12 protein-coding genes are annotated in these 15,476 nt (G+C 68.3%); 8 read left to right on the top strand and 4 right to left on the bottom strand.

All coding sequences use genetic code 11. The features are described 5' to 3' along the window. Positions 1 to 63 precede the first annotated feature (63 nt). The 3 genes from ACW4TU_RS29075 to ACW4TU_RS29065 form a co-directional block, all read right to left on the bottom strand. The gene (locus tag ACW4TU_RS29075) at positions 64 to 633 is read right to left on the bottom strand and encodes a hypothetical protein (protein WP_457417815.1); all 570 of its coding nucleotides are present in this window, start codon (positions 631 to 633) and stop codon (positions 64 to 66) included. Between the two features lie 240 nt (positions 634 to 873). Continuing rightward, on the bottom strand, positions 874 to 2,781 hold the full coding sequence (locus ACW4TU_RS29070) for an RHS repeat-associated core domain-containing protein (protein ID WP_457417813.1): 1,908 nt from the start codon (positions 2,779 to 2,781) through the stop codon (positions 874 to 876). Between the two features lie 404 nt (positions 2,782 to 3,185). Then, positions 3,186 to 3,539 (bottom strand): SCO4225 family membrane protein, encoded by a 354-nt coding sequence (locus ACW4TU_RS29065; protein WP_457417811.1) that lies wholly within the window; start codon positions 3,537 to 3,539, stop codon positions 3,186 to 3,188. A 352-nt stretch (positions 3,540 to 3,891) separates the two neighbouring features. Between ACW4TU_RS29065 and ACW4TU_RS29060 the strand changes: the two genes are divergently transcribed. The 8 genes from ACW4TU_RS29060 to ACW4TU_RS29025 all read left to right on the top strand — a co-directional run bounded on the left by ACW4TU_RS29060 (position 3,892) and on the right by ACW4TU_RS29025 (position 13,793). Next, positions 3,892 to 4,953: an ABC transporter substrate-binding protein gene (locus tag ACW4TU_RS29060; protein ID WP_457417809.1), complete on the top strand. Its 1,062-nt coding sequence runs from the start codon at positions 3,892 to 3,894 to the stop codon at positions 4,951 to 4,953. Positions 4,954 to 5,113: 160 nt separating this feature from the next. Further along, positions 5,114 to 6,004, top strand: coding sequence for a siderophore-interacting protein (locus ACW4TU_RS29055; RefSeq protein WP_457417807.1), 891 nt, complete (start codon positions 5,114 to 5,116; stop codon positions 6,002 to 6,004). 114 nt (positions 6,005 to 6,118) lie between these two features. Further along, positions 6,119 to 7,600, top strand: a complete 1,482-nt coding sequence (gene desA / locus ACW4TU_RS29050; protein ID WP_457417805.1) for a lysine decarboxylase DesA — start codon at positions 6,119 to 6,121, stop codon at positions 7,598 to 7,600. A gap of 10 nt (positions 7,601 to 7,610) precedes the next feature. Further along, on the top strand, positions 7,611 to 8,909 hold the full coding sequence (locus ACW4TU_RS29045; protein ID WP_457417803.1) for a lysine N(6)-hydroxylase/L-ornithine N(5)-oxygenase family protein: 1,299 nt from the start codon (positions 7,611 to 7,613) through the stop codon (positions 8,907 to 8,909). Continuing rightward, positions 8,906 to 9,457: a GNAT family N-acetyltransferase gene (locus ACW4TU_RS29040; protein WP_457417801.1), complete on the top strand. Its 552-nt coding sequence runs from the start codon at positions 8,906 to 8,908 to the stop codon at positions 9,455 to 9,457. The genes ACW4TU_RS29045 and ACW4TU_RS29040 overlap by 4 nt, the downstream gene beginning before the upstream one ends. After that, positions 9,454 to 11,244 (top strand): IucA/IucC family protein, encoded by a 1,791-nt coding sequence (locus ACW4TU_RS29035; protein WP_457417799.1) that lies wholly within the window; start codon positions 9,454 to 9,456, stop codon positions 11,242 to 11,244. Before ACW4TU_RS29040 ends, ACW4TU_RS29035 begins: the two co-directional genes overlap by 4 nt. A 171-nt stretch (positions 11,245 to 11,415) precedes the next feature. After that, entirely contained in the window at positions 11,416 to 12,876 is a 1,461-nt protein-coding gene (locus ACW4TU_RS29030; protein ID WP_457417797.1) for an RICIN domain-containing protein, read from the top strand. Between the two features lie 23 nt (positions 12,877 to 12,899). Then, positions 12,900 to 13,793: a DUF4429 domain-containing protein gene (locus ACW4TU_RS29025; RefSeq protein ID WP_457417795.1), complete on the top strand. Its 894-nt coding sequence runs from the start codon at positions 12,900 to 12,902 to the stop codon at positions 13,791 to 13,793. Positions 13,794 to 13,879: 86 nt separating this feature from the next. On the opposite strand, the gene ACW4TU_RS29020 is transcribed toward ACW4TU_RS29025, so the two are convergent. Beyond that, positions 13,880 to 15,451 carry a purple acid phosphatase family protein gene (locus ACW4TU_RS29020; protein WP_457430366.1) on the bottom strand — a complete coding sequence of 524 codons (1,572 nt, stop codon included), beginning with the start codon at positions 15,449 to 15,451 and terminating at the stop codon, positions 13,880 to 13,882. Positions 15,452 to 15,476 lie beyond the last annotated feature (25 nt).

The following is a 15,476-nucleotide window of genomic DNA, read 5'->3' as shown; positions in this document are numbered from 1 at the left end:
TCACTGACAACAAATCATCCAATGATGTCACGCCGATGGCACCTCGACCATTGACTTCCTTAATCACACTCGACGCATTTTTGGACCGTAAACAATCACCGGTTTACTACTCCCCTGCTGAGTACGAGTCACCTGAGTACCCGCACCCTTTCCTGGGCCCGCCTTGACTTGGATGGTGGCATTCTTCAGCTCGATATCAAAGTCTGTCAGCGTGGACCCGTCAGGACGTTTGGTCAAAACGTTCACATCATCAACGAGGCCAGGATACTTGGCTTCAATTGCGTTGGCCACGTCACCGACAAGCGGGTCATCCGACGTAAAGGTCCTTGAACCGCTAGACGAAGCGGAGGATTGACTGTTCGCCTGGTTCAGCGCCTTGTTCAACCCGCTGTCGATACGCCCGATGGCGTCCTTCATGCCAAAAGCCCCGATACCGACCATGGCCACACCGCCCGCAGCTGCGGGAACGCCGATGACGCAGCCGACACCGGTGGCGATGCAGAGGGCTCCGCCGGCAAGCACAACATCTCCGCCGGCGCCCATGAGCAACAGGCTTCCGGCTGTTTCCGCAGCCCCCCACCAGAGGTCGGGCTCGGTGACGATCGCGGTGACGTAGTTGTCGGCGGTTTCCACGATGTCGCCCAGCCAGCCCCACAGGGGCTCACTTTCCTTCCTTACGGGCGCCCCACTGCTGTTGGTGTCCCCTGTGCTGCTGGTACTTGCCGTGCCCCCGCCCCCACCACTGGCGCAGGTGTAGTAGCAGCCGTCGGCACCGACTGTGCCACCGGGGACACCGGGGACACCGGGGGTGGAACTCTGGCCTCCGCCCCCGCCACCCGGGCGCGGCTCGTTGTGGCCCGTGCCGTCGTCGAGTCACAGGCCCGTGGGATCGCTGAAGGTGATGGGGTTGTTGCCCGCGTACGTGTAGCCGTTGAGCGACTGGTGCTGGTCCGGGATGAGCGCCGGGTCCACGCTGATGAACCGCCCCGTCGACGGGTCGTACTCCCGCGCCCCGAGATGTGTCAGCCCCGAAGCGGAGTCCCTCGTAGCGCCGAGGAACCCCTTGTCGTCAGGCCAGGGGCCGAAGGTCAGCTGGTCTCGGTCCGCGCCGAACGGTGTGCTGTAGCGCTTCGTGATCACCTGGGTCGCGTTGTCCACGGCGAGGCTGCTCGTGCCGTGGTGATCCGAGGCCAGCCAACTCAGCTTGTCCGTGCCCGACTTGTTGGTGCGCATCGCGATCGTCGAGCCGGCGCCGGTGTAGTAGCGCTGGGCCCAGAACTTCGCCGTCGATGTCGAGGTGTCGAGGTGGATCTCGCTGGATCCCAGGTACAGGACCGTCTCGCCGGCCGTGTTGCGGCGGATCAGGAGGCTGCCGTCGGCGTCGTAGACGTAGCCGGTGGTGCTGATGCCCTCCTTGAGGGTGTCGAGCTTGCTCTCCGCCGACCAGGTCAGGGTCTGGCTCGCGGTGCCGTCCGGACGGGTCTTGGTGTTGCCGGTCGCGTCGTAGGTGTAGGCCGAGGTGACGCCGGTGCAGGTGTTGGCGGTGGTGGCGAGGAGGCGGTGGGTCTTCGTGCTGTCGTAGCAGTACGTCTTGGTCGTGGGCGTACTGGTGGTTTTGGTGACCTCGGTCGCGCGCAGGCCCGAGTCCTTGTACGTGTACGACGTCCAGTAGGGGGCAGCGCCGCCCAGGTTGGCCGTTGTGCGGTTGGCGGTGGAGCAGTCCGCCGCCGACGGGGTCCAGGCATCGGTCAGGCGGCGGTGACCGTCGTAGCCGAAGCACTGGTTGTCCGCCGCGCCGGTGCCGCCGAGGGTCATCGGGTCCGAGATGGACGTGACGTTGCCCGCAGCGTCGTAGGCGTAGTTCAGTTGCTGGAGCGTGTATGCGTGTGTGTCGTCGGTGACCGACGACCTGAGGATGCGGTCGGTGCCTGTCTCGTAGTGGTTGTTGATGTACGCGTTGTAGGTGCCTTCGGCGTTGGACTTACCCAGGCTGAGCACCTGGGGCTGGCCGAGGGCCGTGTAGCTGGCGTCCAGCAGGTAAGCGCTGGTGCCCTCGGTCTGGGTGTTCAGGCCCAGACCGTCGTATTCGTATGTGACCTGCTCCGACTCAAGGCCACCGGCGGCGGGTTCCGTGGTGTTCCGCAGGGTTCCGTCGATGCGGTAGTCAGCTGTGAAAGTGAGCGTCTTGTCAGCGACGGCCTTCTTGGCTACCAACAGGTCGTTGTCCGGCAGGACGAGTTCGGTGGTGGTGGCCCGGTACATGCTGTCGAAGGCCGTGACCCTCTTCGTGTACGCGCTGCCGGTGCCGCTGACGGCCCCGCCCACGTATCGGGTGGCCGAGTCCCGCTGGCCCTTGGCGTTGGCGACCCCGTCGTAGGTGTACGCCGTGAGTTTGTTCGCGTCGACCTGCTCCTCGGTGGTGGAGGAGAGGTCTGCCGTGGCGAGGGCCGACCAGGTGCCGGTGGTGCGGCCCAGCACGTCGTAGGCGCTGATCACGACTCGGCCCTCCGCGTCCTTGGTCCAGGAGACCTGGTCCAGGGTCGTGAAGCCGGTGGTCGTCGTGCCCATGTCGGGATCGGTGGCGGACGTCTGGCGGCCGTAGAGGTCGTAGGCGTACGACCAGGCGCTGTCGGGTCCCGTGATCGTGGACTGCTTGCCGTCGCGGGTGTACGTGAACTTCGTGGACGTGTAGGTCGCGCCCACCGTGGCGCCGTAGCCGGTGTCGGCCGGGCTGGTGCCCTCGTACTCGCGGGTTTCCGTCGTACGGCCCTGGGCGTCCACGATCGTGCTCGATGTACGAGGACGAGGAGATCTCGAAGCCCTCGCCGACCGGGTTGGCCTGGTTGTTCGTCGAGGCGGTACGGCCGTCGACGCTGCCGGAGTCGTAGGACAGCGCCAGGGACGGTCCGGCCGCAGCAGGCGGCACAGCCATGCCGTAGGACCAGGTGAAGGCGCCGGAGGAGCCGCCTGCCTCCCAACTGGAGGCCGGGGAAAGCGGGCTCGCCGAGTAGTCGCCCGCACCGGAGGTGGAAGCGCCCGCAGTCGCCGCGAGGGCCAGGACAGTCACCGCCGAGGTGGCCGAAGTGGCCGAGTTGGCAGTGGAGTTGGGGCTCGACGTGCTCTTCTCGGCCGTCGAAAGGCCCCCGCAAGGCCCTTTCCCCACCCCCGCGCCCCGTTTTCCAAGCTCACACCCCAGCAGCCGCACCCCCCGAAGCCGGCCAGATCTTCCGCAGCGCGTACCCCATGAACGCCGCGTTGGCCAGAGCCGCCGCCGCGATGCCCACGAGGTAGAGGGCCAGGAACACCCCGTCGCCCGTGCCGTTCAGCGTGCCCTCGGGGAGGAGCGTGTACAGGAGGCTCAGCGGAGCGGTCAGCACCCACGGGACCACGCCCGACATGGAGGCGTCGGCGTGGGAGATGAAGAAGGTGTCGACGAGGAAGAAGCCCGTCGCGGCGACGACCACGGCCAGGTAGCCCCGGGAGAGCCAGTTGTCCGTGGCCAGGGTGAGCAGGGTGCGGGGGCGGCGGTTGCCGTTCATCGTGTCCTCCGGTGCGTGCGCCGCGTCGTGCCGCGCGATGCCTCAACGATGGCCCCCGCACCCGCGCCCTGGCATGAGTACACCTACTCATCCGTAACTAGGTTGCCTCGGAGCCGAGTTGAGCGTCAGCCACCCCTTCGCCTACATGGCACAAGCGTCGCCATCGCGCACGAACAACCGGCTACACGAACGGCTTACCTGTGATTCACAGGCCACCCACAGGGGTCTGCGCACATCGCCCCACCCGCACCACTTCCCCCGACCCACCCCCTGGACAGTAGGTAAAGTTAGGCTAACCTAACTTTCGAATTGTCCGGCGGGCCGACCCGCCCCGTTCGAAAGCAGCCATCTCATGTCCAACGCCCGTGCCACCCACCTCTCCCGCCGCGGCATGCTCGCCGCAGGCGGCGCCCTCGGCCTCGGGGCCGTCCTCGCCGCCTGTGGGGACGACGACGCGAAAAGCGGTGGCTCGGACGCGGACGCGTCGAAGGCCGCCGCCACCGCTCCCGCCGGGCCCTGGACGTTCAAGGACGACCGCGGCGAGACCGCCAAGGCCGACAAGGTGCCCTCCGGCATCGTCGCCTTCACCGGTGTCGCCGCCGCGCTCCACGACTACGGCGTCGAGGTCAAGGGCGTCTTCGGCCCGACCACGACCAAGGACGGCAAGGCCGACGTGCAGGCCGGCGACCTGGACGTCACCAAGGTGACCGTCCTCGGCAACGAGTGGGGGCAGTTCAACATCGAGAAGTACGCGGCCCTCGCCCCGGACCTCCTCGTCACCACGATGTTCGACAGCGCCGGCACCCTCTGGTACGTCCCGGAGGAGTCCAAGAAGAAGATCCTCGCCATCGGCGCCCCGACGGTCGGCATCTCCGTGTTCGACATCCAGCTGGACCAGCCGCTGCAGCGCATGCTGGAGCTGGCCAGGACCCTCGGCGCGGACACCGCCTCCGCCAAGGTGACCGCCGCGAAGAAGGCCTTCGAGGACGCCGCCGCCCGACTGCGCGCGGCCACCAAGGCCAAGCCGAACATCAAGGTGCTGGTCGGTTCCGCGAGCCAGGACATCTTCTACGTCTCCGGCTCCAACCTCTCCGTCGACCTGGAGTACTTCAAGGCCCTCGGCGTGAACTTCGTCGAGCCCTCCGCCGATGTACTGAAGGCGAGCGGTGGCTGGTACCAGAACCTCAGCTGGGAGAACGTCGACAAGTACAAGGCTGACGTCATCATGATGGACAACCGTACGTCGGCGATCCAGCCCGCCGACATCACCGAGGCGACCTGGAAGCAGTTGCCCGCGGTGAAGGCCGGGCAGGTGATCGCGCGTAATCCCGAGCCGATTCTGTCGTACGACAAGTGCGTGCCGCTTCTCACTAGCCTCGCGGAGGCGATCGAGAGCGCGAAGAAGGTCAGTTGACGCCGGGCGCCTCAATTCGCGCCGTGCGTGTGCTTGTTCGCGGGGAGCTGCGGGTCTGTTGTGGCTGGTCGCGCCCCGCGGCGGAGCCGCAAATGTCACAGCCCCGCGCCCCTTTCGGGGCGCGTCATCGTGTCCCTGACGATGTGCATCAGGAGTTCGCATGACGACCGCCGCCGTTGCCGCCCCCTTCCGGTTCTTCGCCCTCCATGTCGTACGGACCGTCCGCCTCGGGCCCTCCCTCACCCGGGTCACCTTCGCCGGGGACGATCTCGTCGCCTTCCTCTCGGACGGCTGCGACCAGAGCCTCTCCCTCTTCCTGCCGCACCCGGGGCAGGAAGCCCCCGCCGTGCCCGTCGAGCTGGGCGACGGATGGTGGCAGGGGTGGCGCGAACTCCCGGACGACGTACGGGCGGTGATGCGCTCGTACACGCTCCGCGCTCTGCGCGCCGACGCCCGCGGCCGTACGACGGAGATCGACATCGACTTCGTCCTGCACGGCGTAGAACCCGGCGCCCTCGCCCCCGCCGGTCCGGCCTCCCGCTGGGCCTCCCGCGCCGGCGCCGGTGACCGCGTCCTCCTGCTCGGACCGGCGGTCGCCGACAACCGTGCGATCCGCTTCCGCCCGCCGACCGGCACCGACCTCGTCGTCATCTGGGCCGACGAGACCGCCGTCCCGGCCGCCTCCGCGATCCTCGAACAGCTCCCCACCGGTATCCGGGCCCAGGTCTGGCTGGAGGCCGGGCACGCCGGGGACATCCAGGATCTGGTGACCTCCGCCGACGCCGAGATCACCTGGCTCGTGCGCGGCGCGGGCACGGCAGAAGGCGCTGGCACCGGCACCGGCGCGCCCACGGCCCTCGACGCCGTCCGGGACGCCCAACTCCCCTCCGCCGAGCGGCCGTACGCCTGGATCGCGGGTGAGTCGTCCGCCGTGAAGGAGCTGCGCCGGCATCTCGTAGGTGAACGCGGGATCGACCGTCGGGCCGTCACCTTCGTCGGTTACTGGCGGTGCGGGCTCAGCGAGGAACAGCTGCGCGCGCAGTCCGAATGACGGGTGGGGCAGGTGGTTCACACAGGAACTTAAGTTAGGTTAGCCTTACCTAAATCGAACGTTCGACATGGCGAACATGCACCTGCCCTCTCTGTCCCCCCGGAGGCTCCCCCGATGCGCTCGCACCTGCTCAATGACACGACCGCGGAGCGGTACCGCCGTTCCGTGACCGAAGGAGTCGAGCGGGTGGCCGCGAAACTCGCCACCACGGACCGTCCGTTCACCGGCGTCACGGTCGACGCCCTCGCCCCCCGCATCGACCGGATCGACCTGGACCGGCCCCTCCTCGACGAGGCAGCCGCCCTCGACGAGCTCGAAGAGGTCTATCTGCGCGACGCGATCTACTTCCACCACCCGCGCTACCTCGCCCACCTCAACTGCCCGGTCGTCATACCCGCGGTGCTCGGCGAGGCGATCCTCTCCGCCGTCAACTCCTCCCTCGACACCTGGGACCAGTCGGCCGGCGGGACTCTCATCGAGCGCAAGCTGATCGACTGGACCAACGAGCGCATCGGTCTCGGCCCCGCCGCCGACGGCGTCTTCACCAGCGGCGGCAGCCAGTCCAACCTCCAGGCGCTGCTGCTGGCCCGGGAGGAGGCCAAGAGCGAGTCCGCCGCCGAGCTGCGTATCTTCGCCTCCGAGGTCAGCCACTTCAGCGTGAAGAAGTCCGCGAAGCTCCTCGGGCTGGGCCCCGACTCGGTCGTCTCCATCCCCGTCGACCACGACAAGCGGATGCGGACCGTCGCCCTCGCCCACGAGTTGGAGCGCTGCGAGCGCGACGGGCTGGTCGCCATGGCCGTCGTCGCGACCGCCGGCACCACCGACTTCGGGTCCATCGACCCGCTGCCCGAGATCGCCGAACTCTGTGCCCAGTACGGCACTTGGCTGCACGTCGACGCCGCCTACGGCTGTGGAGTGCTCGCCTCGGTCAAGCGCCGCGACCTCCTCAGCGGCATCGAGCGCGCCGACTCGGTCACCGTCGACTACCACAAGTCCTTCTTCCAGCCGGTGAGTTCGAGCGCTCTGCTGGTCCGGGACGCGGCCACGCTCCGCCACGCGACCTATCACGCGGAGTACCTCAACCCGCGCCGTATGGTGCTGGAGCGCATCCCCAACCAGGTCGACAAGTCCCTCCAGACGACCCGCCGTTTCGACGCGCTCAAGCTGTGGATGACCCTGCGTGTGATGGGCGCCGACGGCGTCGGTGAGCTCTTCGACGAGGTCTGCGACCTGGCCCAGGAGGGGTGGGAACTACTCGCCGCCGACCCGCGCTACGACGTCGTCGTCGAGCCCTCCCTCTCCACCCTCGTCTTCCGCTACGTCCCCGCCGCCGTCACCGACCCCGCGGAGATCGACCGCGCCAACCTGTACGCCCGCAAGGCCCTGTTCGCCTCCGGTGCGGCCGTGGTCGCCGGGACGAAGGTCGGCGGACGCCACTACCTCAAGTTCACCCTGCTCAACCCCGAGACCACGACGGAGGACATCACCGCCGTACTCGACCTGATCGCCGGCCATGCCGAGCAGTACCTGGGAGAGTCCGCGGACCACGTCGCTTCCGTCACCTCCGTCACCTCCGTCACCTCCGTCGCTTCCTGAAGCCGAAGCCATGAACAGGACCGAAGCAGTGGACAAGACCTACGACTTCATCGGGATCGGTCTCGGCCCCTTCAATCTCGGCCTCGCCTGCCTCACCGAGCCGATCGACGAACTCGACGGCGTCTTCCTGGAGTCGAAGCCCGACTTCGAGTGGCACTCGGGGATGTTCCTCGACGGCGCCCATCTCCAGACGCCGTTCATGTCGGACCTCGTCACCCTCGCCGATCCGACCTCCCCGTACTCCTTCCTCAACTACCTGAAGGAATCGGGCCGGTTGTACTCGTTCTACATCCGCGAGAACTTCTATCCCCTGCGCGTCGAGTACGACGACTACTGCCGCTGGGCCGCCAACAAGCTGCGCAGTGTCCGCTTCGACACCACGGTCACCGAGGTGACTTACGAGGACGAGGACGGCCTGTACGTCGTCCGCACGGTCGCCGGTGACCTCTACCGGGCACGCAAGCTCGTCCTCGGCACCGGCACTCCCCCGTACATCCCGGAGGCGTGCGCGGACCTGGGCGGCGACTTCATCCACAACTCCCAGTACATGCGGCACAAGCGGGAGTTGCAGGCCAAGGAGTCGATCACGCTCGTCGGCAGTGGCCAGTCCGCCGCCGAGATCTACCACGACCTCCTCAGCGAGATCGACGTCCACGGCTACCGGCTGAACTGGGTGACGCGCTCGGCGCGTTTCTTCCCGCTCGAATACACCAAGCTGACGCTGGAGATGACCTCCCCGGAGTACATCGACTACTTCCGCGCGCTGCCCGAGCGGACCCGCTACCGGCTCACGCAGGAGCAGAAGGGCCTGTTCAAGGGCATCGACGGCGAGCTGATCAACGAGATCTTCGACCTGCTCTACCGGAAGAACCTCGGCGGCCCGGTCCCCACCCGGCTGCTCACCAACTCCGCGCTGAAGACGGTGACCTACGAAAGCGGGAGTGGGAACGGGAACGGGACGTACACGCTCGGGCTTCGCCAGGAGGAGCAGGAGAAGGAGTACACCCTGGACACCCAGGGCCTGATCCTGGCCACCGGCTACAAGTACGCCGAGCCGGAGTTCCTGAAGCCCGTCCGTGACCGGCTGCGCTACGACACCCAGGGCAACTTCGACATCGCCCGCAACTACGCGATCGACACGACCGGACGCGGGGTCTTCCTCCAGAACGCCGGCGTCCACACCCACTCGATCACCTCGCCCGACCTGGGCATGGGCGCGTACCGCAACAGCTTCATCATCGGCGAGCTGCTCGGCAGCGAGTACTACCCGGTCGAGAAGACCATCGCCTTCCAGGAGTTCGCCGTATGACCTCCACGACCGCAAAGGCTGCCGTGACCTTCACCTTCCGGCCGCTCGACCCCCTCCAGGACGCCGAGCTGCTGCACAGCTGGCTCACGCACCCCAAGGCGGCCTTCTGGATGATGCAGGACGCCCGGCCAGAAGACGTCGAGCGTGCCTACACGGAGGTCGCCGCCGACGAGCACCAACAGGCCCTCCTCGGCCTCCACGACGGCGTGCCCGCCTTCCTGATGGAGCGGTACGACCCGGTCCACCGCGAGTTGGCCGGCCTGTACGAGCCCGAGCCCGGTGATGTCGGCATGCACTTCCTGGTGCCGGCGACCGACACACCGGTGTCCGGGTTCACCAGGTCCGTCATCACGGCCGTGATGGCCCACCTCTTCGAGGACCCGCGCACCGCCCGCGTCGTCGTCGAACCGGACGTGACCAACAAGGCCGTCCACGCCCTGAACGAAGCCGTCGGGTTCGTGCCCGAGCGAGAGATACAGAAGCCGGAGAAGAAGGCGTTGCTGAGTTTCTGCACCCGCGAGCAGTTCGAGAGGGCGATGTCCGTATGAGCCTCACCGACGCCACCGCCCATCTCTCCCCCGAGCGCTGGGAACAGGCCAACCGCCTCCTGATCCGCAAAGCCCTCGCCGAGTTCGCGCACGAACGCCTGATCACCCCCGAACCCGAAAGGGGCGACGACGGTAAAGGCGACGACTGTTACGTCGTACTCGCCGACGACGGCCTGACCCGCTACCGCTTCGCCGCCACCCGCCACGCCCTCGACCACTGGCAGGTCGACGCCGACTCGATCACCCGGCACCGCGGCGGGGCCGAACTCCCGCTCTCCGCCCTCGACTTCTTCATCGAGCTGCGGAAATCGCTCGGCCTGAGCGACGAGGTCCTGCCCGTCTATCTGGAGGAGATCTCCTCCACCCTCGCCGGCACCTGCTACAAGCTCACCAAGCCGCAGATCCCCGTCGCCGAGCTGACGAGAAGCGACTTCCAGGCGATCGAGACCGGGATGACCGAGGGCCACCCCTGCTTCGTCGCCAACAACGGACGGCTCGGCTTCGGTGTGCACGAGTACCTCTCGTACGCGCCCGAGACCGCGAGCCCGGTCCGGCTGGTGTGGCTGGCCGCGCACCGCTCGCGCGCGGCGTTCACGGCGGGCGTAGGCATCGAGTACGAGGCCTTCCTGCGCGCGGAGTTGGGGCAGGAGACGGTCGTCCGCTTCCGTACGAGACTGATCGACCAGGGCCTCGACCCCGCCGAGTACCTCTTCATCCCGGTGCACCCCTGGCAGTGGTGGAACAAGCTCACCGTCACCTTCGCCGCCGAGATCGCCCAACAGCACCTGGTCTGCCTGGGCGAGGGCGACGACGAGTACCTCGCCCAGCAGTCCATCCGGACGTTCTTCAATCGGACCGACCCCGAGAAGCACTACGTCAAGACGGCTCTCTCGGTCCTCAACATGGGTTTCATGCGCGGGCTTTCGGCCGCCTACATGGAGGCGACCCCGGCCATCAACGACTGGCTGGCCCAACTCATCGACAAAGACCCGGTGTTGAAGTCTACGGGCCTGTCGATCATCCGCGAGCGCGCGGCCGTCGGCTACCGCCACCTGGAGTACGAGGCCGCCACCGACCGCTACTCCCCGTACCGCAAGATGCTGGCCGCGCTCTGGCGCGAGAGCCCGGTGTCGTCGCTGGAGGACGGCGAGTCGCTGGCCACCATGGCGTCGCTCGTCCATGTCGACCACGAGGGCCGCTCCTTCGCCGCGGCGCTCGTCGAGCAGTCGGGCCTGACCCCGCGGGAGTGGCTGCGCGGCTACCTGAACGCCTACTTCACCCCGCTCCTGCACAGCTTCTACGCCTACGACCTGGTCTACATGCCGCACGGCGAGAACGTGATCCTCGTCCTCAGGGAGGGCACGGTCCAGCGCGCGATCTACAAGGACATCGCCGAGGAGATCGCCGTCCTGGACCCGGACGCGGTACTGCCGCCGACGGTCGAGCGACTGCGCGTGGACGTACCGGAGGACAAGAAGCTCCTGTCCCTCTTCACGGACGTCTTCGACTGCTTCTTCCGCTTCCTGGCCGCGAACCTCGCTACCGAAGGCGTCCTGGCGGAGGACGACTTCTGGCGGACGGTCGCCGAGGTCATCCGCGCCTACCAGGAGGCGAACCCCCAACTGGCCGACAGGTTCCGCCAGTACGACATGTTCGCCCCCGAGTTCGCCCTGTCCTGCCTCAACAGGCTGCAACTCCGTAACAACGAGCAGATGGTGGATCTGGCGGATCCGGCAGGTGCGCTCCAGCTGATCGGCACCCTGAGAAATCCCGTCGCAGGGTTCTGATCAAGGCAGACGGGCTCCCCGAGTACGGTCCTCGGGGAGCCCGTCACCGTCTCCGCCCTCCTCGTCACTTTCCGTGTACGCGACACGGGTGGGTGAACGCACAGCCCCCGCACAGAATGCGGCACTACGGTCCTGGCCTTGCCGTGCCCGCTCCGTGGGGAGTCAAGAGTCATGACCGAGCACCTCGCACAGCAGGTCCCGCACCACCGGCCGTCCGTGCCAGGAAGACCACCGGAACACGCCCCGGCCGTCCACGCGTACGCCGAAGCCTTCTGCGGCAGGCCGCGCGACGCCACCGACCTGGCCGCCCAGGTGCTCGCACGCGGATCGCGGCAGGACGGTCCCGCCCTGCGCACCGCCCTCCTCGCCGATGTGCGGCGCACCGCCGACGGCTGGCTGCGCGACGGACGGCACGGGCTGCTTCGCCCGGAGTTCCGTGACTGGTCGAAACGGGCCACGGAAACCTTCGGCCCCGTCGACACACTGCGCCAGGTGGAACACAGCTCGGTTCTGCTCGCCGCCTTCGAGCAACTGCCCGACCAGCAACGGGCCGCACTGTGGCTGTGCCTGGCCGAGCCGGAGGAGACGGCGTCGGCGGCCAGGATCCTGAACACGACCGTGGAGTTCGCCACCTCCCTGGCCCAGTCGGCCCGAAGCCGCCTGGTCGACACCTTCCTGCGCGTACGGGCCGGCCGCACCCCCGACCCACAGTGCCTCCGCTACGGCGCCATGCTCGGCGCCATCGCCCGCGGCACCCATCGGGAGGCGCCCGCGGATCTCCAGCAGCACCTGGACACCTGCCAGTTCTGCACCGTCGACCTGAAGCTGCTGCGCACGCTCGCGGCGGGTGACGCGGAGGAGGCACGGCGGCTGCTGGTCGACCAGGTGCTGGTGTGGGGCGGGGCCGCGTACCGCAAGGCACGGTCGGGGGGCGAGCCCGTCACGCGGTACGTGTCGTCCGAGCCGGCCGGGCACAGGGGCCACAGATCCGAGGGCCGCCGACGCAGACGGCCGGTGCTCGTGGTGGCGGTCACCGTGGCCGTCACAGCCGTCCTGACCACGGGGGTACTGCGCCTGCTGGCGGGGTCCGGCTCCGCCGAGGGAGCCGAACGCTCCGCGTCCACGCCGAACGCCTCCATCGCACCGTCTTCCGTGGCCAACGCCACCACCGACACGATCGCCCTCAAGAACCTGTCCACCGGACGCTGCGTCACCGGCCCGGCCACAAGCGCCTCGCCGGGTTCCGGACCGCCCGCCGATCCCACCCTGGCGGCCTGCGACGGCGGAGAGACGCAGCAGTGGCAGGTCGTCCACCTGACGAAGGGCGCGGTCGCCCTGGTGAGCGCCGCGTCGAGGTTCTGTCTGGACATCGAGGGCGACCGGGCCGCCGGCGACGGGATGCAGCAGCGGCCGTGCGCCTACGAGCAGGGTGCCTCCGCGCCCTTCCCGGAGGACCAGGCGTTCCTGCCGAGGGCCGCGGCCGACGACTCGTTCGTCCTCGTCTGCCAGGACAACCCGGAGATCGCCCTCGGAGTGCGCGCCGGCAGGCTCTCGATGCGCACAACGACCGCGACCGACAAGGCAGTTCGGTTCGCGTTCGACGACGAGGCGGCGGACGCGCTGGGGCTGTGACGGCCCGGTGCCAGAATCTCCCCATGGCGGAAATCATCCAGAAGGACGGCACATGGGTCTTCGACGGTGACGGCCTCCGGCTCACCCCGGGGCGGGACAGGAACGTCAGCCTGCTCCGCAGGGAACTGGGCGAACTCGCCGTCCCCCTCCACGCGTTGGCCGGTGTCTCCTTCGAGCAGGGCAGAAAGTCCGGGCGCCTCAGGCTCCGGCTGCGCGACGGCGCCGACCCGCTGCTCCAGGCCACCGGCGGCAAGCTGGCGGAGACCGACGACCCGTATCAGCTGAACGTCGAGTCGGACCGCTACGGCGTCGCCGCGTACCTCGTGGACGAGGTACGCGACGCGCTGCTGCTCGACGAGGTGCCGTCCGGCGCCGTGGACCGCTATCTGCTGCCCGGGCCCGCCGTACCGCTGTCCGTGTCGGCCGGGGACGGCACCGCGACCTTCGACGGTGAGCACGTCCGGCTGGAGTGGAACTGGAAGACGGAGGACGCGAAGGCCGCCGCCGGCCCCCGTTCCCTGGCCGTCGGCGACATCGCGGCCGTGGAGTGGCATCCGGCGGTGGGCCTGGAGAACGGCCACCTGCGCTTCGGTGTGCGCCACGCGCCGACCAAGGCCCCGCCGAAGTACGACCCCAACTCCGTCGAGCTGTGGGGCTTCAAGAAGGACCCGCTGATGGCGTTGGTCGCGGCGGCCGTCCAGGCCCGCCTGCCGCATCCGGCGGCGCCCGTGGCGCACGTACCGCCGCAGCGGCCGAAGGAGCTCGCCGCACCGACAGCCGAAAACGCACAGCCGGTCGAACACGACCATGACGCCCAGCTCCGCCGCCTGCGCGAACTCGGTGAGCTGCACCGGACCGGCGTACTCACGGACGACGAGTTCGCACTCGCCAAACAGGCGGTCCTCAAGCGCATGTAGAAAAGCTCGACACACGCCGGAGAACCGCCTGTTGGTGTCACTCGTGACTCACTCCTACGCCCTGCCTTCAGGGCATAGGAGCATGCTCAGCGTACGCGGCGCGCGACCGTGAAGCGGTCGACCTCGTCGCCGGTCTCCGCGATACCGCGCACCGTCAGGGTGGCGAGGCGGCCCTTGGCGGCGGGGGTGACGTCGACGCGGAGGAAGGAGTAGTCGAGGTAGCGCACGCGCGACCAGGTGACCGTCTCGTTGACCTTGCCGTCCTTGGTGTTGACGAAGGAGGCGACCGAGTCGACCTCGTTCTCGTGGCCCTCGTAGGACAGCGGGGCGGTGAACGCGTACAGGCTGCGGCCGGCCGCGCCCGCCGTCACGTAGACGACACCCTCGGTCTCGGGGTACGAAGTGCCGCCGATCGGGAGCTTCTTGGTGACCGCGCCGCCCTTGATGACATCGGTGCGCTCGTACTGGTGGTTGTGGCCGTTGATGACCAGGTCGACCGTGTACTTCTCGAACAGCGGCACCCACTCCTGGCGCACGCCCCCCTCCGAGGCGTGCGCGGTGGAGGTGCAGTAGGCGCAGTGGTGGAAGAAGATCACGATGAAGTCGACGTCGTCGCAGGCGCGGTACTTCTTGAGCTGCGCCTCCAGCCACTTGGTCTGGGTGCCGCCCGAGATGCCGAGGTTGGCGGGTATCTCGAAGGAGATGTCGTTGGCGTCGAGCGAGATGACCGCCGTGTTGCCGTAGACGAAGGAGTACACGCCCGGGAGGTTCTTGGCGTCCGGGCCGTTGTCGGGGAGGTTCCAGCGGGCCTCCTCGCCGCCGTAGCCGTTGGGCGAGTACCAGGCCTCCATGTCGTGGTTGCCGTAGGCCGGCATCCACGGGACGGACTTGGCGACCGACTCGGTCTGCGCGAGGAACTGGTCCCACACGCGGGAGTCGAAGCCGGTGTCGGCGGTCTTGCCCGCGCCGGCCGGGTCGGCGTACGCGATGTCGCCGGCGTGCAGGTGGAAGGCCGGGTTCTGGCCGAGCAGCAGGCTGTTGTTGGCGAGGCCGTGGTAGCTGACGCCCTCGTCGCCGAAGGCCGTGAAGGTGAACGGCTTCCTGTGGTCGGGGGCGGTGGTGAAGGTGCCGAGCGTGCCCAGCAGGTGTGCCTCGGCCGGGTCGAAACCGGCGTGGCCGACGCCGTAGTAGTACGTCTTTCCGGGGCGCAGGTGGGTGAGCTTGGCGTGCAGGTAGTACTGGGTGTGGTCGCCGCTGGCGCCGACACCGGCCGGGGTGTAGAGGGTGCGGACCTCGGCCTCGATCTTGCGGGAGAGGTCCCAGGGGTGGGCGCCGATGCGGATGAAGGGCTTCTTCACCGCGACCGGGACCTGCCAGGAGACGGTGACCTCCGTGCGGGGGTCGTTGCCCCAGGCGAGGTGCCGGCCGAAGGGGGCGACGAGCGCGCCGTCGACCTTCTCGGTCTGCGAGTACGTCTGCGTCGGTGCGGAGGTCCGCGTCGCGGCCTGAGCGGTGCCCGGTACGAACGCACCGCCCGCGACGGCGCCGACGGTGACGGCACCGCTTCTGATCATCGTGCGCCGCGAGAACTTGGCGCGAAGGTACTCGTGCTGCTCGGCCATGCTCATGCGCTCTGCGAGCTGCTCGGGTACGCCCATGCGAGGAGTGTCCATGGCTGAAAAC

The sequence above is a fragment of the Streptomyces kryoterrae genome (assembly GCF_054072135.1).
This window is presented reverse-complemented; position numbering and strand designations above follow the sequence as displayed.